The sequence below is a fragment of the Buttiauxella massiliensis genome, assembly GCF_902500225.1.
In the GTDB taxonomy this organism is placed as follows: Bacteria; Pseudomonadota; Gammaproteobacteria; order Enterobacterales; family Enterobacteriaceae; genus Buttiauxella; species Buttiauxella massiliensis.
On sequence record NZ_LR722651.1, the window covers coordinates 378844 to 404458 of the forward strand.

At 50.9% G+C, this 25615-nt stretch carries 23 protein-coding genes and 1 pseudogene; 12 read left to right on the plus strand and 12 right to left on the minus strand.

What is annotated here, in order from left to right:
• Entirely contained in the window at window positions 1-1647 is a 1647-nt protein-coding gene (yidC, locus tag GC128_RS08300) for a membrane protein insertase YidC (protein ID WP_151993900.1), read from the plus strand.
• Between the two features lie 76 nt (window positions 1648-1723).
• Window positions 1724-3088 carry a tRNA uridine-5-carboxymethylaminomethyl(34) synthesis GTPase MnmE gene (gene mnmE, locus GC128_RS08305; protein WP_151993901.1) on the plus strand — a complete coding sequence of 455 codons (1365 nt, stop codon included), beginning with the start codon at window positions 1724-1726 and terminating at the stop codon, window positions 3086-3088.
• 73 nt (window positions 3089-3161) lie between these two features.
• On the opposite strand, the gene GC128_RS08310 is transcribed toward mnmE, so the two are convergent.
• Window positions 3162-4208 carry an aldo/keto reductase gene (locus tag GC128_RS08310; RefSeq protein ID WP_151993902.1) on the minus strand — a complete coding sequence of 349 codons (1047 nt, stop codon included), beginning with the start codon at window positions 4206-4208 and terminating at the stop codon, window positions 3162-3164.
• A 61-nt stretch (window positions 4209-4269) separates the two neighbouring features.
• On the opposite strand from GC128_RS08310, the gene GC128_RS08315 reads away from it, so the two are divergent.
• From GC128_RS08315 to GC128_RS08325, 3 genes are all read left to right on the plus strand, one after another.
• On the plus strand, window positions 4270-5244 hold the full coding sequence (locus tag GC128_RS08315) for an AraC family transcriptional regulator (RefSeq protein ID WP_226812023.1): 975 nt from the start codon (window positions 4270-4272) through the stop codon (window positions 5242-5244).
• A gap of 133 nt (window positions 5245-5377) precedes the next feature.
• Window positions 5378-6106: a 4'-phosphopantetheinyl transferase family protein gene (locus tag GC128_RS08320; protein WP_151993903.1), complete on the plus strand. Its 729-nt coding sequence runs from the start codon at window positions 5378-5380 to the stop codon at window positions 6104-6106.
• 34 nt (window positions 6107-6140) lie between these two features.
• On the plus strand, window positions 6141-6707 hold the full coding sequence (locus GC128_RS08325; RefSeq protein WP_151993904.1) for an NADPH-dependent FMN reductase: 567 nt from the start codon (window positions 6141-6143) through the stop codon (window positions 6705-6707).
• Here GC128_RS08325 and GC128_RS08330 read toward each other — a convergent pair.
• Window positions 6704-7276 carry a TetR/AcrR family transcriptional regulator gene (locus GC128_RS08330; protein WP_151993905.1) on the minus strand — a complete coding sequence of 191 codons (573 nt, stop codon included), beginning with the start codon at window positions 7274-7276 and terminating at the stop codon, window positions 6704-6706. The genes GC128_RS08325 and GC128_RS08330 overlap by 4 nt on opposite strands.
• A gap of 189 nt (window positions 7277-7465) precedes the next feature.
• Here GC128_RS08330 and GC128_RS08335 point away from each other — a divergent pair, with 189 nt between their 5' ends.
• Window positions 7466-8581 (plus strand): MBL fold metallo-hydrolase, encoded by a 1116-nt coding sequence (locus GC128_RS08335; RefSeq protein ID WP_151993906.1) that lies wholly within the window; start codon window positions 7466-7468, stop codon window positions 8579-8581.
• A 20-nt stretch (window positions 8582-8601) separates the two neighbouring features.
• The gene (locus tag GC128_RS08340; protein WP_151993907.1) at window positions 8602-8943 is read left to right on the plus strand and encodes a RamA family antibiotic efflux transcriptional regulator; all 342 of its coding nucleotides are present in this window, start codon (window positions 8602-8604) and stop codon (window positions 8941-8943) included.
• Window positions 8944-9090: 147 nt separating this feature from the next.
• On the opposite strand, the gene GC128_RS08345 is transcribed toward GC128_RS08340, so the two are convergent.
• Window positions 9091-10428, minus strand: a complete 1338-nt coding sequence (locus GC128_RS08345; RefSeq protein ID WP_151993908.1) for an NCS2 family permease — start codon at window positions 10426-10428, stop codon at window positions 9091-9093.
• A 305-nt stretch (window positions 10429-10733) separates the two neighbouring features.
• Between GC128_RS08345 and yieH the strand changes: the two genes are divergently transcribed.
• Complete coding sequence (gene yieH / locus GC128_RS08350) at window positions 10734-11399, plus strand: 6-phosphogluconate phosphatase (RefSeq protein WP_151993909.1); 666 nt, start codon at window positions 10734-10736, stop codon at window positions 11397-11399.
• A gap of 29 nt (window positions 11400-11428) precedes the next feature.
• Here yieH and GC128_RS08355 read toward each other — a convergent pair whose 3' ends face one another.
• Window positions 11429-12463, minus strand: a complete 1035-nt coding sequence (locus GC128_RS08355; protein WP_151993910.1) for a LacI family DNA-binding transcriptional regulator — start codon at window positions 12461-12463, stop codon at window positions 11429-11431.
• Window positions 12464-12733: 270 nt separating this feature from the next.
• Between GC128_RS08355 and GC128_RS08360 the strand changes: the two genes are divergently transcribed.
• Genes GC128_RS08360 through GC128_RS08370 form a run of 3 tightly spaced genes read left to right on the plus strand, consistent with a single transcriptional unit; the run spans window position 12734 to window position 14752 of the window.
• A complete protein-coding gene (locus tag GC128_RS08360; RefSeq protein WP_151993911.1) occupies window positions 12734-13177 on the plus strand; it encodes a PTS sugar transporter subunit IIA in 444 nt (147 codons plus the stop codon).
• 18 nt (window positions 13178-13195) lie between these two features.
• Window positions 13196-13483, plus strand: a complete 288-nt coding sequence (locus GC128_RS08365; RefSeq protein ID WP_115631722.1) for a PTS sugar transporter subunit IIB — start codon at window positions 13196-13198, stop codon at window positions 13481-13483.
• Window positions 13484-13495: 12 nt separating this feature from the next.
• Window positions 13496-14752, plus strand: coding sequence for a PTS ascorbate transporter subunit IIC (locus GC128_RS08370; RefSeq protein ID WP_034499835.1), 1257 nt, complete (start codon window positions 13496-13498; stop codon window positions 14750-14752).
• A gap of 66 nt (window positions 14753-14818) precedes the next feature.
• Here the strand turns inward: GC128_RS08370 and phoU are convergent, their stop codons facing one another.
• The 6 genes and pseudogenes from phoU to rluF form a co-directional block, all read right to left on the minus strand.
• Window positions 14819-15544: a phosphate signaling complex protein PhoU gene (gene phoU, locus GC128_RS08375; protein ID WP_034499841.1), complete on the minus strand. Its 726-nt coding sequence runs from the start codon at window positions 15542-15544 to the stop codon at window positions 14819-14821.
• 14 nt (window positions 15545-15558) lie between these two features.
• Complete coding sequence (pstB, locus tag GC128_RS08380; RefSeq protein ID WP_064514930.1) at window positions 15559-16332, minus strand: phosphate ABC transporter ATP-binding protein PstB; 774 nt, start codon at window positions 16330-16332, stop codon at window positions 15559-15561.
• 47 nt (window positions 16333-16379) lie between these two features.
• On the minus strand, window positions 16380-17270 hold the full coding sequence (gene pstA / locus GC128_RS08385) for a phosphate ABC transporter permease PstA (protein ID WP_151993912.1): 891 nt from the start codon (window positions 17268-17270) through the stop codon (window positions 16380-16382).
• Window positions 17267-18229 carry a phosphate ABC transporter permease PstC gene (pstC, locus tag GC128_RS08390; protein WP_034460683.1) on the minus strand — a complete coding sequence of 321 codons (963 nt, stop codon included), beginning with the start codon at window positions 18227-18229 and terminating at the stop codon, window positions 17267-17269. The genes pstA and pstC overlap by 4 nt, the downstream gene beginning before the upstream one ends.
• A gap of 120 nt (window positions 18230-18349) precedes the next feature.
• On the minus strand, window positions 18350-19390 hold the full coding sequence (gene pstS / locus GC128_RS08395) for a phosphate ABC transporter substrate-binding protein PstS (protein ID WP_151993913.1): 1041 nt from the start codon (window positions 19388-19390) through the stop codon (window positions 18350-18352).
• A gap of 143 nt (window positions 19391-19533) precedes the next feature.
• Window positions 19534-20256, minus strand: a pseudogene (gene rluF / locus GC128_RS08400) (23S rRNA pseudouridine(2604) synthase RluF); the annotation flags it as partial.
• Between the two features lie 319 nt (window positions 20257-20575).
• Here rluF and GC128_RS08405 point away from each other — a divergent pair.
• A complete protein-coding gene (locus GC128_RS08405; RefSeq protein ID WP_151993914.1) occupies window positions 20576-21847 on the plus strand; it encodes an MFS transporter in 1272 nt (423 codons plus the stop codon).
• 75 nt (window positions 21848-21922) lie between these two features.
• Here the strand turns inward: GC128_RS08405 and glmS are convergent, their stop codons facing one another.
• Both glmS and glmU read right to left on the minus strand, forming a co-directional pair.
• A complete protein-coding gene (glmS, locus tag GC128_RS08410) occupies window positions 21923-23752 on the minus strand; it encodes a glutamine--fructose-6-phosphate transaminase (isomerizing) (protein WP_134186001.1) in 1830 nt (609 codons plus the stop codon).
• Between the two features lie 241 nt (window positions 23753-23993).
• Entirely contained in the window at window positions 23994-25364 is a 1371-nt protein-coding gene (glmU, locus tag GC128_RS08415) for a bifunctional UDP-N-acetylglucosamine diphosphorylase/glucosamine-1-phosphate N-acetyltransferase GlmU (protein WP_151993915.1), read from the minus strand.
• Window positions 25365-25615 lie beyond the last annotated feature (251 nt).

The window sequence follows — 25615 nt, forward strand, 5'->3', positions numbered from 1 at the left end:
ATGGATTCGCAACGCAATCTCTTTCTCATCGCTTTGTTGTTCGTGTCTTTCATGATCTGGCAAGCCTGGGAGCAGGACCACGCTCCACAACCTCAGGTGCAACAGACCACGCAGACTACGACCTCCGCAGCAGGTAACGCCGCAAACCAGGGTGTGCCGACCAGTGGCCAGGGTAAAATCATCACGGTTAAAACTGACGTTCTTGAGCTTTCCATCAACACCCGTGGTGGTGATGTTGAGCAGGCGCTGTTATTGACCTACCCGAAAGAGCTCAAATCTAATGAGCCGTTCCAGTTACTGGAAACTACGCCAGAGTTTGTCTACCAGGCACAAAGTGGCCTGACCGGTCGCGATGGCCCGGATAACCCGGCTAACGGTGAGCGTCCTCTGTATAACGTTGCTAGCGATACTTTCGTGCTGCCAGAAGGCCAGAACGAAATCGTTATCCCAATGACGTATACCGATGCGGCGGGCAATACCTTCACTAAATCCTTCACCCTGAAACGCGGCGAGTTCGCGGTAAGCGTGAATTACGATGTGAAGAACGCCGGTGAGAAACCGCTGGAGCTGGCTACTTTTGGTCAGTTGAAGCAGTCCATCAATCTGCCGACTCACCGCGATACAGGAAGCAACAACTTTGCGTTGCATACCTTCCGTGGTGCTGCGTACTCGACTCCAGATGCGAAATACGAAAAATATAAATTCGATAAAATCGCTGATGGTGAAAACCTGAACGTTAACGCCAGCAATGGTTGGGTTGCGATGTTGCAGCAGTATTTCGCAACAGCGTGGGTTCCAAATAATCAGGGTACCAACAACTTCTATACCACCAAACTGAACAACGATGTGGCAGCGATTGGTTATAAATCTTCGCCGCAACTGGTTCAGCCAGGTCAGACCGCTAAACTGGGTAGCACCCTGTGGGTCGGCCCGGAAATTCAGGACAAAATGGCAGCCGTTGCGCCACACCTTGACCTGACAGTGGATTATGGTTGGTTGTGGTTTATTTCTCAGCCGCTGTTCAAGCTGTTGAAATTCTTGCACAGCTTCATCGGTAACTGGGGCTTCTCCATTATCGTAATCACCTTTATCGTTCGTGGCATCATGTACCCGCTGACTAAAGCGCAGTACACCTCCATGGCGAAAATGCGTATGTTGCAGCCGAAACTGGCCGCCATGCGTGAACGTATTGGTGACGATAAACAGCGCCAGAGCCAGGAAATGATGGCCCTGTACAAAGCTGAGAAGGTTAACCCGTTGGGTGGTTGTCTCCCGCTGGTTATCCAGATGCCAATCTTCCTGGCGTTGTACTACATGCTGATGGGTTCTGTGGAACTGCGCCATGCGCCGTTCGCACTGTGGATTCATGACCTGTCTGCACAAGACCCGTACTACATCCTGCCGATCCTGATGGGCTTGACGATGTTCTTCATTCAGAAGATGTCGCCGACCACTGTGACCGACCCGATGCAGCAGAAGATCATGACCTTTATGCCGGTCATCTTCACGGTGTTCTTCCTGTGGTTCCCGTCAGGCCTGGTACTGTACTATATCGTCAGTAACACAGTGACCATCATCCAGCAGCAGCTGATTTATCGCGGTCTTGAGAAACGTGGCTTACATAGCCGCGATAAGAAAAAGACCTGATAACAATTAGCCAGATGCTTACGAAAGGCGGTCAATAGACCGCCTTTTTTATTTGCTAAAAAGTCTGAGAGAAATTATGAGCCATAACGAGACAATCGTTGCCCAGGCGACACCGCCGGGACGTGGTGGGGTCGGTATCCTGCGCGTCTCAGGCCTGCAAGCTCGTGAAGTCGCGCAAGCGATTTTGGGTAAACTCCCCAAGCCACGCTATGCCGATTATCTGCCATTCCGTGATGCGGACGGCAGCGTGCTGGATCAAGGCATTGCGCTGTGGTTCCCAGGCCCTAACTCCTTCACGGGTGAAGACGTGCTGGAGTTTCAGGGACACGGTGGGCCAGTTATCCTCGACCTGCTGTTAAAACGTATCCTGGCGCTCCCAGGGCTGCGTATCGCAAGACCTGGTGAGTTCTCCGAGCGTGCATTCCTGAATGACAAGCTGGATTTGGCTCAGGCTGAAGCGATTGCTGACCTGATTGATGCCAGCTCAGAACAAGCAGCTCGCTCAGCCTTAAACTCTTTGCAGGGTGCTTTCTCTGCACGGGTTAACCATCTGGTCGAAGCGCTGACGCATCTACGCATTTATGTAGAAGCGGCGATTGATTTCCCGGATGAAGAGATCGATTTCCTCTCTGATGGCAAAATTGAAGCGCAGCTGAACCAGGTCATTGACGATCTGGACGCTGTGCGTGCCGAAGCGCGCCAGGGGAGTCTGCTGCGCGAAGGGATGAAGGTGGTGATTGCCGGCCGTCCAAACGCCGGGAAATCGAGCCTGCTGAACGCCCTTGCTGGTCGCGAAGCGGCAATTGTGACGGATATTGCCGGGACAACCCGCGATGTCTTACGTGAACATATCCATATCGACGGTATGCCACTGCATATCATCGATACCGCAGGACTTCGCGAAGCAAGCGACGAAGTTGAGCGTATCGGTATCGAACGTGCGTGGAATGAGATCGAACAAGCAGACCGCGTGCTGTTTATGGTTGATGGAACGACCACCGATGCCACAGACCCTGCAGATATTTGGCCAGACTTTATTGCGCGCCTGCCGGCCCGTTTGCCGATTACAGTTGTGCGTAACAAAGCAGACGTCACCGGCGAAACGCTGGGCCTGAGCGATGTGAATGGTCACTCACTTGTACGCCTTTCTGCGCGTACTGGTGAAGGCGTAGATGTGCTGCGCGATCATCTAAAACAAAGCATGGGCTTTGAAACCAATATGGAAGGCGGCTTCCTGGCGCGTCGTCGCCACTTGCAGGCGCTCGAACAAGCGGCAATCCATCTGCAGCAAGGCAAAGCGCAGCTTCTGGGCGCATGGGCCGGGGAATTACTCGCCGAAGAGTTGCGTCTTTCTCAGCAGAGCCTGAGCGAAATCACCGGGGAATTTACTTCGGATGATTTGCTCGGACGTATCTTCTCGAGTTTCTGTATCGGTAAGTAATCTAAAAAGTAAGCAGGCGCTCACTTTTCATTCATCCCGCAAAGCTCATGGCTTTGCGGGATTTTTTTGGTCGTTACGGCAATTCAAAACCCGGGATTCTCGCCATAATGCTGTTCAGTAGCGCTTCGTCAGAAATCCCCTGGAAGTCATAACGCGGTGTGTATGGCGATTCGAGCGCCATAAGCTCATCTTCAGTCAGCGTGATATCCAGTGATGCCACCGCATCGTCGATTTGCTGAATGCTGCTTGCGCCCACCAGCGGAGCCGTCACCACCGGGTTTTTACGCAACCACGCCAGGGCGATTTGCGCACGAGAAACGCCACGGGCGGCGGCAATATCGCCAACGGCATCAATGATTTGGCGATCGCTTTCCTTCGTAAATTGGGTATAGAGCATATCGGCAAAACCATCTTTGCCTGAACGTTCGGTCATTTTCGCATCATCCCAGCCACGCGCCAGACGACCTCGTGCCAGCGGACTCCAGACCATGGTTCCTACGCCTTCGTCGGCGCACAGCGGCAGCATTTCGCGTTCTTCTTCCCGCGCCAGCAAGTTGTAGTGGTTTTGCATCGTAACGAAGCGCGCCCAACCGTTGGCTTTTTGCATATGCAGCGCTTTGCTAAATTCCCAGGCATGCATCGAAGAGGCCCCGAGATAACGCACTTTCCCGGCTTTCACCACGTCGTGCAGCGCTTCGAGGGTTTCTTCAAGCGGCGTGGAGTTATCCATACGGTGGATTAAATACAGATCGACATAATCGGTGCCTAATCGACGCAAACTATGGTCTATTTCCGCCATGATCGCTTTACGAGATAACCCTTTACCATTTGGCCCAGAGCGCATTGGGTGGCGAATTTTGGTCGCAATCACCACATCATCACGGTTGGCATAATCTTTTAATGCCCGTCCAAGAATTTCTTCACTGCTTCCCTGGGAATACAGATTTGCGGTATCAAAAAAGTTAATTCCACTTTCCAGCGCGTGTTTGATCAGCGGGCGACTCTGCGCCTCATCCAGCGACCATACAGGATGGCCACGGCCAGGTTCACCGTAAGTCATTGCTCCAATGGCCACAGGTGAAACATCTAATCCGGTATTGCCTAGTTTGATATAACGCATCGGTGATTCCTCGGGAGAAGTAAACAAATCAGGCTGTAGTTTACGTGCAGGAAATAGAACGATGAATGCGCTAAAATTCACGAAACATGCTCAGGAGTTCAAAATGCACAGCGACCCGTTTTCAGATTTTCTTCGTCTGGCCGATGCAAAACCGGTCGTTGCCGGAGGTTTTAGCGCAGGCGGCGACTGGGCGATACGCTTCCCAAAGCCTGAATACCTTAAATTTTTTGCACTGGTGAAAGGGCGCTGCGTTCTGATGTTTGAAGGTGAAAGAACGCCGGTTTACGTCGAAGAAGGCGACGTATTTTTGCTTTCTTCCACGCCATCGTTTGTGCTGGCAAGTGATTGCACCACCGAGCCGGTAGACGCCAAAGCCTTGTTTAGCGGCAGTCACAACAAAACCGCAGTCATTGGCGATGGCAAAGACTGCATTCAGCTTGGCGGCCACGTTAAGCTTGATCCGGATAGCGGAAAGCTGTTGGCACAAGTGTTGCCGCCGTTAATCCACGTGCGAGCATCCTCGCAACAAGCAGGTGTTTTATCGTGGCTGCTTGAACAACTGGTGCGAGAAGTTTCTCAACCCCTTCCCGGTTTTAGTGTCGTTTCGATGCAGCTCACTCAATTGATGTTTGTGCAGATCTTGCGTGAGTATCTGCAAACCGCCACGGATCTGCCGTGCAACTGGCTCAAAGCCGTCAGCGATAAACGTCTCCAGCCTGCGCTAGCATTAATGCACAACGATCCGGCTCAAAACTGGCAGTTAAGTGAACTGGCAAAGGCCGCAGCGATGTCGCGCACCAGTTTTGCGGTGTATTTCAAGTCGATCGCTGGTGTCGCGCCATTGACCTACCTGACGCAATGGCGCATGTATTTAGCCGGGCAATCACTTCGTAAAAGTGAGCTGTCAGTGTCCACGCTGGCGCTTCAATACGGTTACGCTTCCGAAAGCGCATTTAGTACTGCCTTCAAGCGCATCAATGGCGTTTCTCCACGCAATTATCGAAATTTAAAAATGGCGGAGCTGGCAGAGAATTAAAATAAAAATATTCATGAGCTTGATCATTTGTTGAGGTTTTGATCGTTTTTTATCCATGGCGGGCCGTGCGTTTCCCCGCTAAAAAACCTACAATCGAGAACAGAGTACATTGCCTGGTATCAAGGAGAGACAAATGGCAACGCATTTCGCAAGATGGACGATCAACCAGAAATACCCCTTTTCGAGCCGACTGAATAAAGAGTGCCAAGCTGAAGCTCTGCAAATGCCCGAACACCGCCGAACACGGTATTTAGCCTCTCGTAGCCTGCTAGCTGAATTGCTACATATGCTTTATGGCATTCAACAACTACCGAGAATCGTCGCCACTGCTGCTGGACGCCCGCACTTTGCCGATCCTTCATTGATGGATTTCAGCATTGCCTATGCCGGAAACAATGTCGCTGTTCTGATAACAACAGAAGGCCGGTGTGGATTAGATATTGAGATTAATCAGTCTTTTGGCCATCTCCCCTCTGTCGCTTCAGGCTCCACTTTTCGCAGCAATGAATCCATCTGGATAAACAATCAAAAAAACCCAGGTGAAGCCCGCGCACAGCTACGCACATTGCATCAAAGCACTTTTAAACTGACCGGCCGCGAAGAAAGTTTGCAGCTTCTGCCAGGCGCTGGGCGAATACGCGCTAGCGACCAATCAGAAATTGAAGCGATCAGCGATGTGGAAGGACTCTTGATCTGGGGATGCGTGGTGTCACCCGCCATTGAAAAGCTCAGTTTGTGGGAATTTGAAGCTCCGCAGAACTGGCATAGTCTGGGAGATGTAAAATCTCGCTATCGGGATCCCAATGGCAGCATTATTCGCTTAACCAGCATGTCGTCAGAAAAAGTGTTATATCAAAACTGATCGTTTCCGAACGTACTGACACCAAGGAGTATTCATGTCCGACACGTTAAAGATTGTCACGTTATTAGGTAGCCTTCGACAGGGTTCATTCAACGCCATGGTGGCGCGCACGCTGCCACGAATCGCACCGGCTGGAATGAATATTGACGCATTACCGTCGATTAAAGACATTCCGTTGTATGACGCCGATATGCAGCAAGAAGAGGGTTTCCCGGCAACTGTGGAAGCGATTGCCGAGCAAATTCGCGCCGCAGATGGCGTGGTGATCGTGACGCCGGAATATAACTATTCGGTGCCGGGTGGATTGAAGAACGCTATCGACTGGCTGTCACGCTTGCCGGAACAGCCGCTGGCAGGTAAACCGGTGCTGATCCAAACCAGTTCAATGGGCGCGATTGGCGGCGCGCGCTGCCAGTATCATCTGCGCCAGATTCTGGTGTTCTTAGACGCGATGGTGATGAACAAGCCCGAATTTATGGGCGGCGTGATTCAGAATAAAGTGGATGCGCAAACGGGCGAAGTGGTTGATCAAAGCACGTTAGATCATCTGACCGGGCAGCTCACGGCGTTTGGCGATTATATTCAGCGCGTTAAACGCTAGTTAGCCAAAGCACGCCACATCGTCTCAAAACCTAACGCTTTAAAATCGCCAGCTCGTTCCGGTTCGCGGCTGGCGAACTCCATCGTCGTTTCTGCCAGTGACGAAAAAATAGCATCGCTAAATGCACGATACGGCCCGCTGCTGAAGGCTTTTAAGATCGATTGCGAGCAAATTTCGTGTAATTCCGGGAACAAATCCGCCACTTTCTGCTTGGTTTCTTCATCAATTTTATCGCTCACTGCGAGCTGGCGAATCGCGCGATGCGCCTGCGGATTGGCAATCGCCCAGTCGATGTAACTGTTCCAGATATAGCGGGTGTATTCCTTGGGTTCCTTCAACGTGCGGTCGAGATTCGCCTGCATCGCAAGCAGCAAACCCTGCTTCAAATGGAGATAAAGCTCGTTGAGCAAATCATCCTTAGTGGCGAAATAGCGAAACAGCGTGCCTTCTGCAACCCCTGCGGCACGGGCAATCTGCGCCGTGGACGCAACGATACCCGACTGACCAATAGCGATGGTCGCCGCTTCCAGTAACGCTAGTTTTTTATCTTCACTCTTCGGACGAGCCACAACGTTTAACCCTCTAAATTTACGAAACCGAATTGAATCACGCGAGCTACGCCACTGCAACGCTGAATGTCAGCGTTTGAAAAGCATCTTGACGCAAGTCACTTGCTATCTATAATGAGTGCTTACTCACTCATTATCAAGTTTTGTTCGCAACGTTCCAAAGGATGGGGCGTACATGCAGGCCAGGATATGAAACGTCTCTCCTTATGCGCGGTTATTATTATGTTGATTGCTACAGCAGCCAGTTTGCCTTTTGTCCTGAATGCCGGGTTTGGTCAGGCTCCGCAGGGAGAAGGTTTAAGTTTAGTCGAACGTTCCGCCAATTACGTGGATGGGCAATTCCGCAACCAGGTGCCAACCCAAAGTTATACCGGGAAGAAAAGTATCCTCGCGGCATCGTGGGAATTTTTAACCTCTCGCACTGAAAATGCACGCCCGCAACAGCCGTTGCCGCTGGTTAAAACCGATCTGGCAAGCCTGCCGCTGGAACAAGACACCATGGTTTGGCTCGGCCACTCCTCGTGGTATTTGCAGCTGGCGGGAAAGCGCATTCTTATCGATCCGGTTTTTAGTCGTTACGCCGCGCCATTTTCATTTCTGAATAAAGCTTTTCCAGGGGATTACCCGTGGACAGCAGAGTCGATGCCGGAAATCGATCTGCTGATTATTTCCCACGACCATTACGATCATCTGGATTACGCCACTATCAAAGCGCTGAAACCTAAAATCCGCCAGATAATCACACCGCTCGGTGTCGGTTCGCATCTGCGTTATTGGGGCGTAAATAGCGACATCATTCATGAAAAAGACTGGAACCAGGCGGTAAAAATCTCGAATGAGCTAACGGTTCACGTTTTGCCTGCGCGTCATTTTTCAGGCCGTGGCCTAAAAAGAAACCAGACGCTTTGGGCGAGTTTCATGTTCGTGACCGACAAGCAGAATGTTTATTACAGCGGTGACACCGGCTACGGGCCGCATTTCAAAGCCATCGGTGAACAGTTTGGTTCCGTGGATATCGCAATTATGGAAAACGGCCAGTACGACGAGGACTGGAACAACATTCATATGATGCCAAAAGAAACCGCTCAGGCCGCCGTGGATTTGAATGCACGTGCGATTTTACCGGGCCATGCGGGCCGCTTTGTGCTGGCAAAACACACCTGGGATGCACCGTATAAAAGCCTGACCGAAGCCAGTTCCGGCGAACCATTCCGCCTGTTAACACCGAAGCAGGGTGAGCCCGTTTTGGTGAACGACAACACTCAACAATTTAGCGCCTGGTGGGAATCAGCCAGTGCCATGTAAGCGAATCGCGCGGGGGACGAATGACTATTTCAGCTCAGGTTATCGACACAATTGTTGAGTGGATTGACGACAATTTGCACCAGCCATTACGGATTGATGATATTGCCGATCATGCGGGTTATTCGAAGTGGCACTTGCAGCGTTTGTTTATGCAGTACAAAGGCGAGAGTCTCGGGAAATACATCCGTGACCGCAAATTGTTGCTGGCCGCGCAGGATTTACGCGATACCGATAACAAGGTTTACGACATTAGTTTGAAGTATGGCTTTGATTCGCAGCAGACGTTTACGCGGATATTTACACGTACGTTCCACCAGCCGCCGGGTCGGTATCGAAGGGAAAATCATAGCCAGTCGCAATGACTGGCTATTCTATAATACATCCAATACCCAAAATAATTCGAGTTGCAGGAAGGCGGCCAGGCCGTAAGTCCCCAGGAACATAGATAACTATGTGACTGGGGCGCGTGGCCGCAGCCAACGCATCTGCAACTTGAAGTATGACGGGTATTAATGTGCGTCGATAAACACGATCTTCAGAATGAACAACAGCGCCACAACAATCACGCATGGGCTGATTTCACGCCAGCGACCGGTGCCGAGTTTCATCACGCAGTAAGAGATAAAGCCCAGCGCGATGCCTTCGGTGATGGAGAAGCTAAACGGCATCATCACAGCGGTGATAAACGCTGGCACCGCTTCGGTCAGGTCGTCCCACTTCACACGTGACAGGCTGGAAGTCATCAACACGCCAACGTAAATCAGCGCGCCCGCTGCCGCATACGCCGGAACCATACCCGCCAGTGGTGACAGGAAGATAACCAGCAGGAACAGCAGACCCACAATCACCGCCGTCAGGCCAGTACGCCCGCCAACCGACACACCAGAAGAACTTTCAATATACGCAGTAACGGAAGATGTTCCGATAAACGCGCCCGCCACGGAAGACACGCTATCAACGTACAGCGCCTGCTTCATGCGTGGGAATTTCCCTTTTTCGTCGGCAAGACCGGCTTTATCCGTTACGCCAATCAGCGTGCCGGAGGAGTCAAACAGGTTAACCAGCATAAAGGAGAAGATAACGCCCGCCAGGCCAATGTTCAGGGAGCCGGCTAAATCAACCTGACCGACAACCGAAAGCACGCTTGGTGGTGCAGAAACAATGCCGTGGTATTGCACATCGCCCAACATCCAACCCAGCAGAGTAGTCACAACGATTGAGACCAGCACAGCTGCATGAATGTTACGCGAAGCCAGAATTGCGATGATGAAGAAGCCCAGCGCCCCCAGCAGAACGCTGTGCGAAGTCAGGTTACCAATGGTGACCAGCGTGTCTTTGTTCGCCACGATGATCCCGGCGTTTTTTAGCCCCATCATCCCGATGAACAGACCAATACCGCTGGTGATACCAACGCGCAGGCTCATTGGGATATTGGCAATCATCCAGTAGCGCACGCGGAAAATGGTCAGCAACAGCAGGCCAACAGCACCCCAGAAAATGGCGCCCATCCCAACTTGCCAGGAGATCCCCATCGCGCCAACCACCACGAAGGCGAAGAACGCGTTCAGGCCCATGGCCGGCGCCAGTGCGACTGGCAGGTTGGCGAAAATACCCATCAGGATGCTACCTAATGCGGCAATCAAACAGGTGGTGACAAAAACAGCCTGGGTATCCATACCAGCGGCGCCAAGGATCTGCGGGTTGACGAAAACGATATACACCATCGTCAGGAAGGTCGTAAGACCGGCGATCACTTCAGTGCGGGCCGTGGTGCCGTGTTCGCGGAGTTTAAACACGCGCTCGAGCAGCCCCGGATTTGCGGCCGGAGTAGATTGTGGTTGGCTCATTAGTCTTGATTCCGAACATTGAGAGGGAAAATCCGTCGCTATCCTATACCAAAAATGACAAAACATGATGTCGAACGCAGATTTTTTTTCATTGAATTTTCTTATACGGCAACGATTGCGTGCCGCAAAAATTGCGCAAATTGGGTAAAGTAGATATTTACTCTTATACCCGAGCTACTTCAAGATGCAGGTAGGCGGCAAGCGAATGAATCCCGATGAGCTTACTCAAGTAAGTGATTCGGGTGAATGAGTGCAGCCAACAACCCTGCAGTTTGAAGGGCGATGGGTAGAAATAAGGAGGCGGTATGTCCCGGATAGATGCGGTGTTCTTCGACTGCGATGGCACGCTAGTTGATAGTGAAGTGATTTGCTCCAAAGCCTACGTGCATATGTTTGCGCAATACGGCATCGAGCTTGCGCTCGAGGAGGTTCATAAGACCTTCAAGGGGATCAAGCTCTACGAGATAATCGACACGATCAATGCCCGATATGGAGTGAACCTGGCGAAAGAGGAACTTGAGCCGATTTATCGCGCCGAAGTTTCACGCTTGTTTGACAGCGAGCTGGTGGAGATTGAAGGAGCAACCGAGCTGATTGCGCAAATCAACGTGCCGATGTGTATTGTTTCCAACGGCCCGGTCAGCAAAATGCAGCACTCGCTGGGCAAAACCGGCATGCTCCATCACTTCCCGGACAAACTGTTTAGCGGCTACGATATCCAGTTGTGGAAACCAGACCCGGCGCTGATGTTCCACGCAGCCGATGCCATGCGTGTTGATGTGAAAAACTGCGTGCTGGTGGATGATTCAATGGCTGGTGCACAATCGGGTATTGCCGCAGGAATGGAAGTTTTCTATTTCTGCGCCGACCCGCATAACCAGCCGATTACTCACCCAAAAGTGACAACCTTTACCGATTTAGCGCAGTTGCCGGAGTTGTGGCGCGCGCGGGGTTGGAATATTACCGGTTAATTTATCAGGCGGGGGAACCCGCCTTTAGTTTATGTACTCTGGCGTAGCTCAATCTGGTAGTTAAATAGCTCGACGCGCGATTCGTCTAATTCATCATCCCGATCATCATTGAGCAACTCAATCAGCAGTTTACCCGCCTCTTTGCCCATTTTTTTATAATCAATACGGATTGATGTCAGCGTGGGATGCGTCTGGTCGCAACTGTCGGAACCATCAAGACAGGCCACCGCAATATTGCCGGGGATTTTCAGCAAACGGCGCTGGCATTCAAACATCACGCCCAATGCAATGTCTTCATGGCTGCAAATCACCGCATCCAGCTCCGGCTGGCGTTGCAATATTTCCGTCAATGCATAGCGGCCAAACTGCAGGCTGGCGGCTTCGGGCGTGGTGATCACCTGGTCGGAATTTTGGTAGCGGCTCAGCATGGCTTTGTACCAACCGTTAAGCTGCTGGCGCTGCAGGCGGTTATCCATATGCGAACCGATAAAACCAATGTTCTTATAGCCTTTTTCTAACAGGTGTTCCGTCAGTTTATGTGCCGCTTCAAAAAATGAAGCCTCCAGGGAAATTGCCGCCTGACTGAACGGGGAACCCACCACGTTAATGGTTGGAACATTGGCCTTTTCAAGAATTTGCCAGGTTTTCTCAGCCAGTTGCGAGCCAAAAATCACCATCGCGGCCGGGTTGCTTTGCAGCAACGTCATTAAAATTTCAGCTTCTTTATGCTGATTGTGTTCGTGGCAGCCGAGCAGCAACTGGAATTCGTTTTTATTGAGCACCTGCTGGAGTGACTGCATAAAGCGCGAACTGGCTTTGTCGGTCAGCGAAGGAATGAGTACCGCGACGGTGTCGCTATGGCCGGAAGCCAGCGCACCCGCAGCACGATTAGGGATGTAGCCCAATTCCGCGACCGCTTGTTCTATCTTCTCACGCAGCTTATCAGAAACCTGATCCGGCGTTCTTAACGCGCGGGAAACGGTCATGGTTCCTACACCCGCAAAATTAGCGACTTCTTGTAGTGTGACTCGCCCGGTATTACGGCGCTTACGCGGCTTTTCCATCAGGCCTCTCCGGACAACGACAACTCACTGTTTTCATTATTTTTATTTCACCGACTATCCGTCAGACAATTGAACACGTTAGCAAAAACCCTAACGCATTGTATATGCCGAAACGGGATATAGCCAAAGTCGGACTCGGGAAAAATGATAGCGCTATCACAAACTATGATAGCGCTATCAGGTAGCGCTACCAAACGAGATATTCATCACATTAATTGGTGCGTGAAAAATCTACTCTCCTGTTAATTATCATCGGGAGTTATCAGTCGCATGTTAAAAACACTATTAACCTCAGAGGTCATTCAGGTCGTTGAGCAGGCTAAAGACTGGCGCGATGCCGTAGCAATTTCATGCCAACCGCTGATCGAAAACGGTTCGATTGAACCGCGCTATGTCGAGGCGATTTATCGCTCGCATGAAGCCATCGGCCCGTATTACGTGGTCGGGCCCGGCATTGCAATGCCACACGCACGGCCAGAAGAAGGGGCAAACAAACTCGCGCTGGCTCTGACACTGATCACTTCCGGTGTGAATTTTGATGCCGATGAAAACGATCCGGTGAAATTGCTGATTGTGCTGGCCGCGACCGATAGCACCAGCCACATCGAAGCCATTTCGCAACTCGCCCAATTATTCGATAACGAACCAGACATTCAGGCCATTTTGTCGGCCAAAACATCGCAAGACATTTTGTCCGTCATTGCGCGCTATTAATTATCCAGGAGAACAATGATGAAAATCACAGTGGTATGCGGTAACGGTTTAGGCACCAGTCTGATGATGGAAATGAGCATCAAAACCATCGTTAAAGATCTCGGCGTGAGCGCTGAAGTCGATCACGTTGACCTCGGCTCCGCCAAAGGTACGCCGAGCGATATTTTTGTCGGCACCAAAGACATTGCTGAGCAATTAGTCGCACAGTCCGTCGGCGGCAAAATCGTCGCCCTGGACAACATGATCGATAAGAAAGCCATGAAAGAACGTTTGTCCGTGGCATTAACCGAGTTAGGCGCACTGTAAACAGGGGTCGATATGGATTTCTTTCGTTTTTTGATGAGCGATGTACTTTCCGAACCAGCGGTGCTGGTCGGTTTAATCGCCCTGATTGGTTTGATTGCCCAGAAAAAACCAGTCACAGAATGTATTAAAGGCACAGTCAAAACCATTATGGGTTTTGTGATCTTAGGTGCTGGTGCAGGTTTGGTAGTTTCATCGTTGGGTGACTTTGCGAACATCTTCCAGCACGCCTTTGGTATTCAGGGCGTGGTGCCGAACAACGAAGCGATTGTTTCAGTTGCGCAGAAGAGCTTCGGGAAAGAGATGGCGATGATCATGTTCTTCGCGATGGTTATCAATATTTTGATTGCCCGTTTTACGCCATGGAAATTTATCTTCCTGACCGGTCATCACACGTTATTTATGTCGATGATGGTGGCAGTAATTCTGGCAACCGCTGGCATGACCGGCGTAACGTTGATTGCTGTAGGTTCGCTGGTGGTAGGTGTGGCGATGGTGTTCTTCCCGGCCATTGCACACCCGTACATGAAGCAAGTTACCGGTTCTGACGACGTGGCAATCGGCCACTTCTCGACGTTATCATACGTGCTGGCCGGTTTCATCGGCAGCAAGTTTGGTAATAAAGAACACTCGACTGAAGACATGAATGTGCCGAAAAGTCTGCTGTTCTTGCGCGACACACCGGTAGCCATCTCCTTTACCATGAGCATTATCTTCCTGGTGACGTGCCTATTTGCGGGCGCAGATGTGGTGAAAGAACTGAGCGGTGGTAAAAACTGGTTCATGTTCTCCATCATGCAATCCATTACCTTTGCGGCGGGTGTGTACATCATTCTGCAAGGTGTGCGCATGGTGATCGCGGAGATCGTTCCAGCGTTTAAAGGGATTTCCGACAAGCTGGTGCCGAACGCGAAGCCTGCACTCGATTGCCCGGTCGTCTTCCCTTATGCGCCTAACGCCGTACTGGTTGGTTTCCTGAGCAGCTTTGCCGCAGGTTTAATCGGTATGTTCGCGCTCTACCTGCTGAACATGACCGTGATTATCCCAGGCGTGGTGCCACACTTCTTCGTAGGTGCAGCGGCTGGCGTATTCGGTAATGCAACCGGTGGGCGTCGCGGAGCAATTCTGGGTGCCTTTGCGCAAGGTTTGCTGATTACCTTCCTGCCAGTGTTCTTGCTGCCAGTGCTGGGCGATATCGGCTTTGCTAACACCACGTTTAGTGATGCTGACTTTGGTGCGCTGGGTATTCTGTTAGGCATTATCGTTCGCTAATCGTTGAACGATGCACCAATAAAAACGCCAGCGATTCGCTGGCGTTTTTATTGGCGTTTTTTTTGATCACTCTTTCGGATCTTTACCCGCCAGCAGCTTATCCAGCTCATCGCCACCGACATGACGGAAGTCCTGTCCTTTGACGAAGTAAAAGATGAACTCGCAGATATTCTGGCAACGGTCGCCGATACGCTCGATAGAACGCGCACAGAATAGTGCGGTTAGCACGCTTGGAATGGTGCGTGAGTCTTCCATCATATAAGTCATCAGTTGGCGCACGATGCCTTCATATTCCTGGTCAACTTTCTTATCTTCGCGGTAGATACGCACAGCTTCGTCGAGATCCATACGCGCAAACGCATCCAGCACGTCATGCAGCATTTGCACGGTGTGTCGGCCTAATGACTCGAGGCTCACCAGCAGCGGTTGGTGCTGGTGGGAGAATTTCTCCAGCGCCGTGCGGCAGATTTTGTCTGCGACGTCGCCGATACGTTCCAGCTCAGAAATCGTTTTGATGATAGCCATCACCAGGCGCAGGTCGCTGGCGGTCGGCTGGCGTTTGGCGATGATGCGCACGCAGGCTTCATCGATTGCCACTTCCATCATGTTAACTTTCTGGTCGCCTTCGATAACGCGCTTTGCCAGCTCGCCATCTTGATTGTGCATGGCGGTGATCGCATCAGAAAGCTGTTGCTCCACCAGCCCACCCATGGTCATCACCTGAGTGCGGATATATTCCAGCTCGGCGTTAAACTGGCCGGAAATGTGTTTGTTGAGGTTGAGGCTATCCATTTTGTTCTCCCGGATCAGCCGTAGCGGCCAGTAATGTAATCTTCGGTTTGCTTTTTAGCGGGTGTGGTAAACAGCGTGTCGGTTTCGCTAAATTCAATCAGCTCACCCAGGTACATAAACGCGGTGTGGTCGGAACAACGCGCCGCTTGCTGCATGTTGTGGGTCACGATTACCACGGTGTAATCTTCCTTCAGCTCAGTGATCAGCTCTTCGATGCGACCAGTAGAAATTGGGTCAAGCGCTGAACACGGCTCATCAAGCAGCAACACTTCCGGGCGAATCGCAATACCACGCGCAATGCACAGACGCTGCTGTTGGCCACCGGAGAGACTGTATCCGCTCTGATGTAATTTATCTTTGGTTTCATTCCACAATGCGGCTTTGGTCAAAGCCCACTGCACACGCTCGTCCATGTCGCTGCGTGACAGCTTTTCAAACAGACGCACGCCGAAGGCGATGTTGTCATAAATCGACATCGGGAATGGCGTCGGCTTCTGGAACACCATGCCGACTTTGGCACGCAGCAGGGCGATATCCTGGCTTTGGGTGAGGATATTTTCCCCATCTAGCAGAATCTCACCTTCGGCACGCTGCTCTGGATAGAGCGAGTACATTTTGTTGAATGTACGCAGCAGGGTGGATTTCCCACAGCCTGACGGGCCAATGAATGCGGTAACCTGGTTCTTAGCGATATCCAGATTGATGTTTTTCAGGGCATGGAACTTACCGTAATAGAAGTTCAAATCACGAACCTGAATTTTGTCTGGGGTAGTATCGACCATACTCATCTGTTTCTTAATCTCCATCCGACGCCGCCTTTGCCGCGTCGCAAAATTTAACCGTGTTTACTCTTTGAGAAAATCACGCGCGCCAGAATATTTAGCAGCAGTACGCAAAGGGTAATAATCAGAACACCAGCCCAGGCTAACTGTTGCCATTCGGCAAACGGGCTCATCGCAAATTTGAATATCGTCACTGGCAAGTTGGCAATCGGCTGCATCATGTCAGTACTCCAGAACTGATTGGAGAGAGACGTGAACAGCAGAGGGGCCGTTTCACCCGCGATACGAGCAATCGCCAGCAACACCCCGGTAATAATCCCGGAAACAGACGCTTTGAGCGTAATCGCAGAAATCATTTTCCACTTTGGCGTGCCCAGTGCGTAAGCCGCTTCGCGCAAGCTGTCTGGCACCAGTTTCAGCATGTTTTCGGTGGTGCGAATAACAATCGGCACCTGCAATAACGCCAGCGCAATCACCCCAGCCCAGCCAGAGAAGTGCTGCATTTTTGCAACCACAATGGTGTAAACAAACAGGCCGACAACAATGGATGGCGCAGAAAGCAGGATGTCGTTGATAAAACGAATCACCTCAGCCAGCGCTGATTTGCGACCATACTCCGCCAGGTAGATACCCGCCATGATGCCCAGCGGCGTACCAAACACGGTCGCCCACAGGATCAACAAGCCGCTACCTGCAAGGGCGTTAGCTAAGCCACCACCTTCGGTGTTTGGCGGTGGCGTCATTTCGGTAAACAGCGCAATCGACATACCGTCGATACCGCGAGTCACCGTAGAGAATAGGATCCACACCAACCAGAACAGGCCAAACGCCATGGTTCCCATTGAAAGTGTCAGAGCAATGCGGTTTTTAAACCGACGACGAGCCTGCATTTTGCGGCGAGATTCTGCGAGCGCCGCTCGGCTTTGCATTTCCATTGTCGTCATGAACGCGCTCCTTCATTCTTCGCCAGACGCATAACCATGAACTTAGAGATAGCCAGTACGATAAAGGTGATCACAAACAGAATCAGTCCAAGCTCCATCAGCGCTGCGGTGTGCAGGCCAGATTCCGCTTCAGCAAATTCGTTCGCCAGTGCAGAAGTAATACTGTTGCCCGGCATATACAGCGAGGCGTTATCGAGCTGGTAGGTGTTACCGATGATAAAGGTTACCGCCATGGTTTCACCCAGAGCACGGCCCAGACCCAACATCACACCACCAATCACACCGTTTTTGGTAAACGGCAAAACGATACGCCAGATAACTTCCCATGTGGTGCAGCCAATGCCATAGGCTGACTCTTTCATCATCACTGGGGTTTGTTCGAATACATCACGCATAACAGCGGCAATGTACGGAATGATCATGATGGCCAGTATTACGCCTGCGGCGAGAATACCGATACCGAACGCCGGGCCTGAGAACAGCTCACCAACAATCGGCACCGAAGAGAGCACGTTACCGACAGGTTCCTGGAAGTATTTCGCAAACAGCGGAGCAAAGATAAACAGGCCCCACATGCCGTATACGATACTTGGGATCGCAGCCAATAGTTCGATGGCGATACCCAGCGGGCGGCGCAGCCAGTTTGGCGCCAGCTCCGTAAGGAACAGAGCAATACCAAAACTCACAGGCACAGCAATCAGCAGGGCAATAAACGAAGTCACCAGCGTACCGTAAATCGGAACCAGTGCACCGTAAATATCGTTGGGAGCATCCCACTCTTTGGTCCACAAGAACGAGAAGCCAAACTTCTGAATACTCGGCCAGGAGGAGATGATCAGGGAGATGATGATGCCGCCCAGCAGAAATAGCACAATCAGCGCAGCCAGTTTTACCAGCGCACTGAAAATGACATCACCTTGTTTACCAGGGGACTTGAACGTCGGCTTACTTACCGCCATAGCTTACTCTTTAAGTTAAATATATTTCTTACAACATGTCGGATGTCGCTAACACTAATCCGACCTATGAAATCAGTTGTAGGGCGGATAAGCATAAGTGCCATCCGCCTTTTTCGTTAATTAATAAAGCGCCTTACCGGAGCTATCTTTCACGTTGGTCTTCCATGCAGCACGAACCTGCTCAACCACAGCGTCTGGCAGGGCGGCGTAATCCAGGTCACTCGCCTGTTTTGCACCGTCTTTATAAGCCCAGTCGAAGAACTTCAGTACTTCAGCACCTTGCTCTGGTTTTTTCTGCTCTTTGTGAACCAGGATGAAGGTTGTGGACGTGATTGGCCACGCAGCGTCACCTTTCTGGTTAGTCAGATCCTGAGCAAATGATTTGCTCCAGTCTGCACCCTTCGCCGCATTGGCAAAGTTCTCTTCAGAAGGCGCTACTGGTTTACCATCAGCAGATACCAGTTTGGTATAAGCGAGGTTGTTTTGCTTAGCGTAAGCGTATTCAACATAGCCAATTGAACCCGGCAGACGTTGAACAAAGGCTGCGATACCGTCGTTACCTTTACCGCCCAGACCCGTTGGCCAGTTTACCGTTGAGCCCGCACCGATTTTGGTTTTCCACTCTTCGTTTACTTTCGCCAGGTAGCTGGTGAAGACGAAGGAAGTACCGGAACCATCAGCACGACGCACAACTGCGATATTCTGCTGTGGCAGTTTCATGCCTGGGTTGAGCTTAGCAATTGCTTCGTCATCCCATTTTTTGATTTTGCCCAGGTAGATGTCACCCAGAGTTTTACCATCGAGCACCAGCTCACCGGATTTTACGCCTGGCAAGTTAACAGCCAGAACGACACCGCCGATGACAGTCGGGAACTGGAACAGCCCTTCTTGTTGCAGCTTGTCATCAGACAGCGGAGCATCAGATGCGCCGAAATCTACAGTGTTAGCAATGATTTGTTTAACGCCACCGGAGGAGCCAATACCCTGGTAATTTACTTTGTTACCAGTTGATTTATTGTAGGTATCTGCCCATTTGGCATACACCGGCGCAGGGAATGTTGCACCGGCACCAGTCAGGCTTGCAGCGGCGTTTGCGCCAAAAGCAGTCAGGGATAAGGTCGCGGCGACAACAGTTGCGACAGTGGTACGCATAGCTTTCATAGTGTCTCCTGCAGAGGTGAACGTAAATCGTTGTTTAGTGGATGCAGGATAGAAAATAGGACAGTTTGGTGACAGTTAAATGTACGAATTATGACAGTTTTATGACAGGCGATTTTGCAACCAAGTTACGCCTGTCACATTGCAGATTCTGAGCCCTCAATCCGTCTCAATAATTCGCGTTTTTCCTCGCAGCTCAAATGGCGAGATTCCCCTAATGCCAGGCCTTGCAGGTGGATATTCATGATGCGGACACGTTCAAGCCGAGTCACTTCATAACCGAAATATTTACACATCCGGCGGATCTGGCGGTTCAGCCCTTGAACTAATATGATGCGAAATATTTGGGGAGATTCTTTCGTCACTTTGCAGGGTTTGGTTACTGTACCCAGTATCGGAACACCTGAGCTCAACCCAAGAATAAACTCGTCAGACATCGGTTTGTTGACGGTGACTACATACTCTTTTTCGTGATTGTTACCGGCGCGTAGAATTTTATTAACTACATCACCATGGCTGGTCAGTAAAATGAGCCCCTGCGAATCTTTATCCAGGCGCCCGATAGGAGAAACGCGTTTGTCACTATGAATGAGACCGCTGATGTTATCGCGCACACTCTTTTCCATTGTAGTGATGATGCCCACAGGCTTATTCAAAACCATCAGCACGAGATCGTTGTCATCACGCGGCGCAATAAGCTGACCGTTTACCTTCACCACATCCCCGGAAAATACCTGAGCGCCAAAACTCGCCTGCCTGTCGTTAATAAACACATCGCCTTGTTCAACGTAACAATCGGCCTGACGGCGGGAGCAGATACCACAATCGCTAATGTACTTATTAATTCGTATGGGGGAATCGGCGGGCATTTTGCGGTGCGTATCATTCATATTTTGCATAATTACCATTCACTCATCATTTGAAGAAATGTGACGCACGTCACATACGTTACCCGTTAGGGGTAGATTACACACAAAAAATTGAGATGAATCACAAATAAAATTAAAACGCGGGTTCATTATTAAAACATAGTGTGATCTACATAACAAAAACAAGTCCAGGATGGGCCAAACCAGAATCCTCGACGTCTTCTGAAGCGCCGCTGATTTTTATCTCCTCTGAATTATTTATTTGCCTGCTGCCTTGCAGCGGTCAGGCCACTTATTGCTTGAAAAACGGGGATTCATTATGCGCAAAACAGGCCACAAGCGCTGGTTTATGCTTTCACTGGTGACATTAGGCACCATTCTTTGTTATTTAACCCGAAATACTATTTCTGCCGCAGCGCCAACATTACAGAGCGATCTGCACATTACCACCCAGCAATATTCTTACATTATTGCGACATTCTCGGCCTGCTACACCATTGCACAACCTATTGCCGGTTATCTGCTTGATACATTGGGTACAAAAGTGGGTTACACCATTTTCGGCCTGATGTGGGGCGTGTTCTGCATTGGTGCGTCATTCGCGACTGGCTGGAAAGGTCTGGCAATGTTCCGTGGCCTCGGCGGTTTCGCCGAAAGTGCAATGATACCTGCTGGTTTGAAATCAGTAACTGAATGGTTCCCGGACACCGAGCGTTCTGTCGCCGTGGGCTATTTCAACGTTGGTTCCTCTATTGGCGCGGTGATTGCTCCTCCACTGGTCGCATGGGCAATCTATATCAGAGACTGGAGACTGGCGTTTATTATCGTCGGTGTTTTCAGCGTGCTGTGGGCAGCGGGTTGGTATTTCACCTATAACCGCCCGTCAAAAACCAAATCACTGTCCCGGGAAGAGTATCTCTATATAACCGATGGGCAGCCTGAGAAACCAAAGGTTGAGAAAGTCCGCATTGGCCGCCTGCTGAAACAGCGTAAGTTTTGGGGTATCGCTTTGCCGCGCTTCCTGGCAGAACCTGCTTGGGGGACGTTTAACGCGTGGATCCCACTGTTTATGGTGCACACCTACGGCTTTAACCTCAAAGATATCGCTATGTTTGCCTGGATCCCGATGCTGTTCGCCGATTTTGGCTGCATCATTGGCGGTTATTTGCCGGGTATGTTCCAGAAAGTCTTCGGCGTGAATATTGTGGTTTCCCGCAAACTAGTGGTCACAATGGGTGCCGCGCTGATGATTCTGCCAGGCATGGTCGGTTTGTTTGGCAGCCCAATGGTGGCAATTGCATTGCTATGCGTTGGTGGCTTTGCTCACCAGTCACTGTCTGGTGCGCTGATTACACTGTCTTCCGACATGTTTGATTCAAACGAAGTTGCCACCGCCAACGGTTTTACCGGCATGGCAGCCTGGACCGCCAGCACCATGTTTGCACTGGTTGTGGGGGCTCTGGCCGACACGGTTGGCTTCAGCCCGCTGTTCGCTGTGCTTTCGGTGTTTGATGTAATCGGGGCGATTGTCTTGTGGGTTCTGCTGAAATCCCCTGAAGAGCCGAAGCTGGTGACGCAGGAAGAGAATTGATTTTGCAGTAATAAAAAGCCCGGTTGTGTTTAGCACAACCGGGCTTTTTTATTTTGCGTGTCTGTTTAGAACGGCTTATTCAACCGTAACTGATTTCGCCAGATTTCGTGGCTGGTCAACGTCGGTGCCTTTAATCAGCGCGACGTGATAAGACAGCAACTGCAACGGTACGGTGTAGAAGATAGGTGCGATAACTTCTTCTACATGCGGCATCTCAATGATGTGCATGTTGTCGCTGCTGGCAAACCCTGCATCTTTATCTGCAAATACATATAGATGGCCGCCACGCGCACGCACTTCTTCGATATTCGATTTCAGCTTTTCAAGCAGCTCGTTGTTTGGAGCCACAACGATAACCGGCATATCTGCATCAATCAGCGCCAGCGGGCCGTGTTTCAGCTCGCCTGCCGCATACGCTTCAGCGTGAATGTAAGAGATTTCTTTAAGCTTCAGCGCGCCTTCCATTGCGATTGGATATTGATCGCCACGGCCTAAGAACAGCGCATGATGCTTGTCTGAGAAATCTTCAGCCAGCGCTTCAATACGTTTGTCCTGGGACAGCATCTGCTCGATACGGCTCGGCAGCGCCTGCAAACCATGAACAATGTCTTGCTCAATAGAGGCATCAGCGCCTTTCAGGCGGCTCAGTTTAGCCACCAGCATCAGCAGAACAGTCAGCTGAGTGGTAAAGGCTTTGGTTGATGCCACACCGATTTCAGTGCCAGCGTTGGTCATCAGCGCCAGGTCGGATTCTCGCACCAGAGAAGAGCCCGGAACGTTACAGATTGCCAGAGAACCCAGATATCCTAGTTCCTTAGACAAACGCAGCGCCGCAAGTGTATCTGCCGTTTCGCCAGACTGGGAAAGGGTGATCATCAGGCTGTTACGGCGCACCGCTGATTTACGGTAGCGGAACTCAGATGCGATTTCGACATCGCAAGGCACGCCTGCCAGTGATTCAAACCAGTAGCGCGAAACCATGCCTGAGTTGTAGGAGGTGCCACACGCGACAATTTGAATGTGCTCAACCTGAGACAACATTTCATTGGCCTGCGGGCCAAGCTCAGAGAGATCGATAGCGCCATGACTGATGCGGCCAGTCAGGGTATTTTTAATCGCGTTCGGCTGTTCGTAGATCTCTTTCTGCATATAGTGGCGATAAATGCCTTTGTCGCCTGCGTCATATTGCAGACTAGATTCGATATCAGGGCGTTTAACCTGCTCACCTTTGGTATCGAATACTGTTACAGAGCGACGAGTTACTTCAGCGATATCACCTTCTTCAAGGAAGATGAAACGACGCGTTACCGGCAGCAATGCCAGTTGGTCGGATGCGATAAAGTTTTCGCCCATGCCCAGGCCGATAACCATTGGGCTACCTGAACGAGCTGCCAGCAGCACGTCTGGGTTACGGGTGTCCATGATAACGGTGCCGTAAGCGCCGCGCAGTTGCGGGATGGTACGCAGCACAGCTTCACGCAGACTACCGCCTTGCTCCAGTTCCCAGTGAACCAGGTGAGCAATAACTTCGGTATCGGTTTGTGAAACGAAGGTGTAACCGCGACCCTGTAGGGCTTCACGCAGCGGTTCATAGTTTTCGATAATGCCGTTATGAACCACCACAATATGTTCGGAAACATGCGGGTGAGCGTTAACTTCTGATGGTTCGCCGTGAGTCGCCCAGCGAGTGTGCGCAATACCTGTGCCGCCATGCAGCGCAGTTTCTGCGGCAGCTTCGGCCAGTTTGTTCACTTTACCCAGACGGCGCAGACGGGTCATATGACCTTTTTCATCTACTACAGCCAGGCCCGCAGAGTCATAACCACGGTATTCCAGACGACGTAGTCCTTCGAGAAGGATTTCAGCGATATCACGTTGCGCGACCGCGCCAACAATTCCACACATAAGATTAGATTCCTGATAATGGCATTAAGCCATGTGTTGTCGCTGACCTGTTTTACCCGTCGTCTTTCGCGCTAAAGATACGTTGGTTGCACGAAATTCTTTGGGTAAATATCCCGTATTCCGGGGCCCCGAGCCTTGTAGAGAGTGGGGTTATAGTTTTGGTAGTACTACGGGGCGGGTCATTTTCGAGAACAACCTTCACCCCAGCCTTCTCCCATTCAGGGAGAAGGAAAATACAAAATTACTTTTTCTTAACCGGACGCAGCCAACCCTGGATATGAGTCTGCTTCACGCGGCTGATAACCAGTTCGTCTTCACCAACGTTACGTGTGACAGTTGTGCCCGCGCCAATTGTTGCACCGCGAGCAATGGTCACAGGCGCCACCAGCTGGCTATCGGAACCGACAAATACATCATCACCGATGATGGTTTTGAATTTGTTTGCACCGTCATAGTTACAAGTAATGGTGCCAGCGCCAATATTCACGTTGTCGCCAATTTCAGCATCACCCAAATAGCTCAGGTGACCCGCTTTCGAACCTTTACCCAGACGCGCTTTTTTCATTTCCACGAAGTTGCCGACGTGTGCGCCTTCCGCCAGTTCTGCACCTGGGCGCAAACGCGCAAACGGGCCGATAGAACAAGCAGCAGCAAGGGTTGAGTCTTCTACAACAGTGTATGGACTGATTTCACAGTCATCACCAATCACGCTGTTTTTGATAACGCAGCCGGTGCCAATTTTCACGCGATGACCCAGGGTCACTGAACCTTCAATAATGACATTAGTATCAATTTCTACATCACGCCCGTGCGTCAGTTCACCACGCAAGTCGAAACGAGCAGGATCGCGTAGCATCACGCCTGCCAGCAGCAGTTTATCTGCTTGCTCACTCTGGTAGACGCGCTCAAGACGTGACAGTTGCAGACGGTTGTTCACACCTTCCACTTCGCTTAAACGATCCGGGTGAACGGCGGTGATTTCACGGCCTTCATGGTGCGCCAGCGCGATAATGTCAGTGATATAGAACTCACCCTGAGCATTGTTGTTATCGAGTTTCGCCAGCCAGCGTTTCAGATCCGCGCCATTCGCCACCAGAATCCCGGTGTTGATTTCGTCAATTTTGCGTTGTTCTTCAGTCGCGTCTTTATGCTCAACAATGCCAACGACCTTGCCATTCTCACGAGCGATACGGCCATAGCCAGTTGGATCGTCGAGTTTTACTGTCAGCAAACCAATGCCGCCCAGCGGTTTGGCGTCACGCAGGCGCTGTAGAGATTCGACGGAAATAAGCGGCACATCGCCGTAAAGCATCAGAATGTCTTCGTCGTCAGCAAAGAAAGGTGCGGCCTGCTGCATGGCGTGGCCGGTACCAAGTTGTTCAGCCTGCAATACCCAATTAAGAGAGCTATCGCTGAGTGTATTTTTGAGCAGATCGCCGCCATGGCCGTAAACCAGATGTACACGCTGCGCGCCTAAATTATTCGCCGCATCAATGACATGCTGAACCATTGGTTTCCCGGCAAGGGTATGTAACACCTTCGGGAGGTCTGAATACATGCGGGTTCCTTTGCCTGCGGCTAGGATAACCACGCTCATCGCATTGTTTGACATACGCGTCCTGACTTTAATTTGAGAGGGAAGTAAAACGATTTCACGTTGAAAATTCTACATATTTTGCAACAAAAAACGCGATGCCTAAAAAACAGGCTCTTGATGCGCTTTTGAGTTGCTCATGTGCTCAATTGTAGGTGGATAAGCTCGTAAAAAGTACTTCTGAAATAACAAAAGCCATAGATCTCTGTGGATTAAGACTTCTTTTCGGCCGGAAACAAAGCTACTCCACATATTTGAAATGTTAGTGT

Excerpts from the sequence above, each read along its gene's own strand:
- GC128_RS08310 (WP_151993902.1), bottom strand. The coding sequence starts at position 4,208 with ATGCGTTATATCAAACTAGGCAATACCGGATTAGATGTTTCACCTGTG.
- GC128_RS08320 (WP_151993903.1), top strand. The coding sequence starts at position 5,378 with ATGGCAACGCATTTCGCAAGATGGACGATCAACCAGAAATACCCCTTT.
- glmU (WP_151993915.1), bottom strand. The coding sequence starts at position 25,364 with ATGTCAAACAATGCGATGAGCGTGGTTATCCTAGCCGCAGGCAAAGGA.
- GC128_RS08370 (WP_034499835.1), top strand. The coding sequence starts at position 13,496 with ATGGATTTCTTTCGTTTTTTGATGAGCGATGTACTTTCCGAACCAGCG.
- GC128_RS08355 (WP_151993910.1), bottom strand. The coding sequence starts at position 12,463 with ATGGAAAAGCCGCGTAAGCGCCGTAATACCGGGCGAGTCACACTACAA.
- GC128_RS08360 (WP_151993911.1), top strand. The coding sequence starts at position 12,734 with ATGTTAAAAACACTATTAACCTCAGAGGTCATTCAGGTCGTTGAGCAG.
- GC128_RS08345 (WP_151993908.1), bottom strand. The coding sequence starts at position 10,428 with ATGAGCCAACCACAATCTACTCCGGCCGCAAATCCGGGGCTGCTCGAG.
- mnmE (WP_151993901.1), top strand. The coding sequence starts at position 1,724 with ATGAGCCATAACGAGACAATCGTTGCCCAGGCGACACCGCCGGGACGT.
- GC128_RS08335 (WP_151993906.1), top strand. The coding sequence starts at position 7,466 with ATGAAACGTCTCTCCTTATGCGCGGTTATTATTATGTTGATTGCTACA.
- pstA (WP_151993912.1), bottom strand. The coding sequence starts at position 17,270 with ATGACGACAATGGAAATGCAAAGCCGAGCGGCGCTCGCAGAATCTCGC.
- GC128_RS08340 (WP_151993907.1), top strand. The coding sequence starts at position 8,602 with ATGACTATTTCAGCTCAGGTTATCGACACAATTGTTGAGTGGATTGAC.
- GC128_RS08315 (WP_226812023.1), top strand. The coding sequence starts at position 4,270 with ATGAATGCGCTAAAATTCACGAAACATGCTCAGGAGTTCAAAATGCAC.
- pstC (WP_034460683.1), bottom strand. The coding sequence starts at position 18,229 with ATGGCGGTAAGTAAGCCGACGTTCAAGTCCCCTGGTAAACAAGGTGAT.
- GC128_RS08405 (WP_151993914.1), top strand. The coding sequence starts at position 20,576 with ATGCGCAAAACAGGCCACAAGCGCTGGTTTATGCTTTCACTGGTGACA.
- pstB (WP_064514930.1), bottom strand. The coding sequence starts at position 16,332 with ATGAGTATGGTCGATACTACCCCAGACAAAATTCAGGTTCGTGATTTG.
- phoU (WP_034499841.1), bottom strand. The coding sequence starts at position 15,544 with ATGGATAGCCTCAACCTCAACAAACACATTTCCGGCCAGTTTAACGCC.
- yieH (WP_151993909.1), top strand. The coding sequence starts at position 10,734 with ATGTCCCGGATAGATGCGGTGTTCTTCGACTGCGATGGCACGCTAGTT.
- GC128_RS08325 (WP_151993904.1), top strand. The coding sequence starts at position 6,141 with ATGTCCGACACGTTAAAGATTGTCACGTTATTAGGTAGCCTTCGACAG.
- pstS (WP_151993913.1), bottom strand. The coding sequence starts at position 19,390 with ATGAAAGCTATGCGTACCACTGTCGCAACTGTTGTCGCCGCGACCTTA.
- yidC (WP_151993900.1), top strand. The coding sequence starts at position 1 with ATGGATTCGCAACGCAATCTCTTTCTCATCGCTTTGTTGTTCGTGTCT.
- GC128_RS08365 (WP_115631722.1), top strand. The coding sequence starts at position 13,196 with ATGAAAATCACAGTGGTATGCGGTAACGGTTTAGGCACCAGTCTGATG.
- glmS (WP_134186001.1), bottom strand. The coding sequence starts at position 23,752 with ATGTGTGGAATTGTTGGCGCGGTCGCGCAACGTGATATCGCTGAAATC.